Raw genomic sequence first — 1,055 nt, forward strand, 5'->3', positions numbered from 1 at the left:
AACCCACCCGACCATCCAGAGGAGGACGCTCAGTAAATACCGCGCAACGGTGCCTCATTCAGGTTGACAGGTTCCGTTGTTGTTGCCCGCGATCAGAACCCGACTGTTGCTGTGTTAGATCAGACTTTCGGTGATTACGACACCATCGGTATCAGGGTGACTGCCCGTTTTGACGTTGCGTTGTTGTCTCCGAAGGCTGTCACTCTTCTAACTGAGGCGTAGTCATGTCAGCGCCAACGTATTTGGATTTGGCGGCACTGTTGGGCAGGACGGTAAGCCGGGAGCAGGGCAACGCCGTCATTCAGAACGTAACCGCGATGGTGAAGGCCTATACCAGGGGTGAGGGTTTCACCGGCAGTGTTCCCAATGATGAGTTGCGTGCTGTGGTCCTGTCGGCGTCGTGCCGTGTGATTTCTAACCCTCGCGGCATTGAGATTACTGAGGCTGTCGGTCCGCAGTCAGCATCGTTTCGTGGCGCTTTCACCGGATGGACTGTTCCGGAGTTGTTCTGCCTCAATAGGTTTCGTAAGAGGGCTGATTAGTGGACGCGAAAGTATATCGCCCTGCGAGGGACTGGAAAGGTCAGCGTCCCGCCGATCTTGAGGACAGCTACATCGGTGACATCGACGGTGTGATTATGGGTGGTCCCGCACCTCAGCCCGTACGCGGTTTCCCTGGTGTGACCTCGACTGAGGGAATGATTGGGATCGCGCGCTTTCAGGAGTCGGGTATCACCGTGCAGCCCGACGATTTGCTTGCTGTGCAGAACAGGTTGTATCTGATCACAGGGCCGCGTCAGTGGGATTTCCCGAATGAGCTGACCGGCACGGAGTTTAGTTATTACTGGGTGCAGGCTGAGAACACCACTTAGACAAAGGATTTGATTATGAGCCACGATGAGAGCGGTAGGTATTTCGCTGAGGCTGAGGTTCCGGCGAAGTTGCGCCGCGAGATTGAAGAGAAGAAGGCCCGCGAAGACGGAACCTGTCAACCTGAATGAGGCACCGTTGCGCGGTATTTACTGAGCGTCCTCCTCTGGATGGTCGGGTGGGTTG

1 protein-coding gene is annotated in these 1,055 nt (G+C 55.8%); it reads left to right on the plus strand.

What is annotated here, in order from left to right:
* The first annotated feature begins 541 nt into the window (after positions 1-541).
* The gene (locus AO501_RS16065) at positions 542-871 is read left to right on the plus strand and encodes a hypothetical protein (RefSeq protein ID WP_055578658.1); all 330 of its coding nucleotides are present in this window, start codon (positions 542-544) and stop codon (positions 869-871) included.
* Positions 872-1,055: the final 184 nt, after the last annotated feature.

This window comes from Mycobacterium gordonae (assembly GCF_001417955.2).
Taxonomy (GTDB): Bacteria; Actinomycetota; Actinomycetes; order Mycobacteriales; family Mycobacteriaceae; genus Mycobacterium; species Mycobacterium gordonae_B.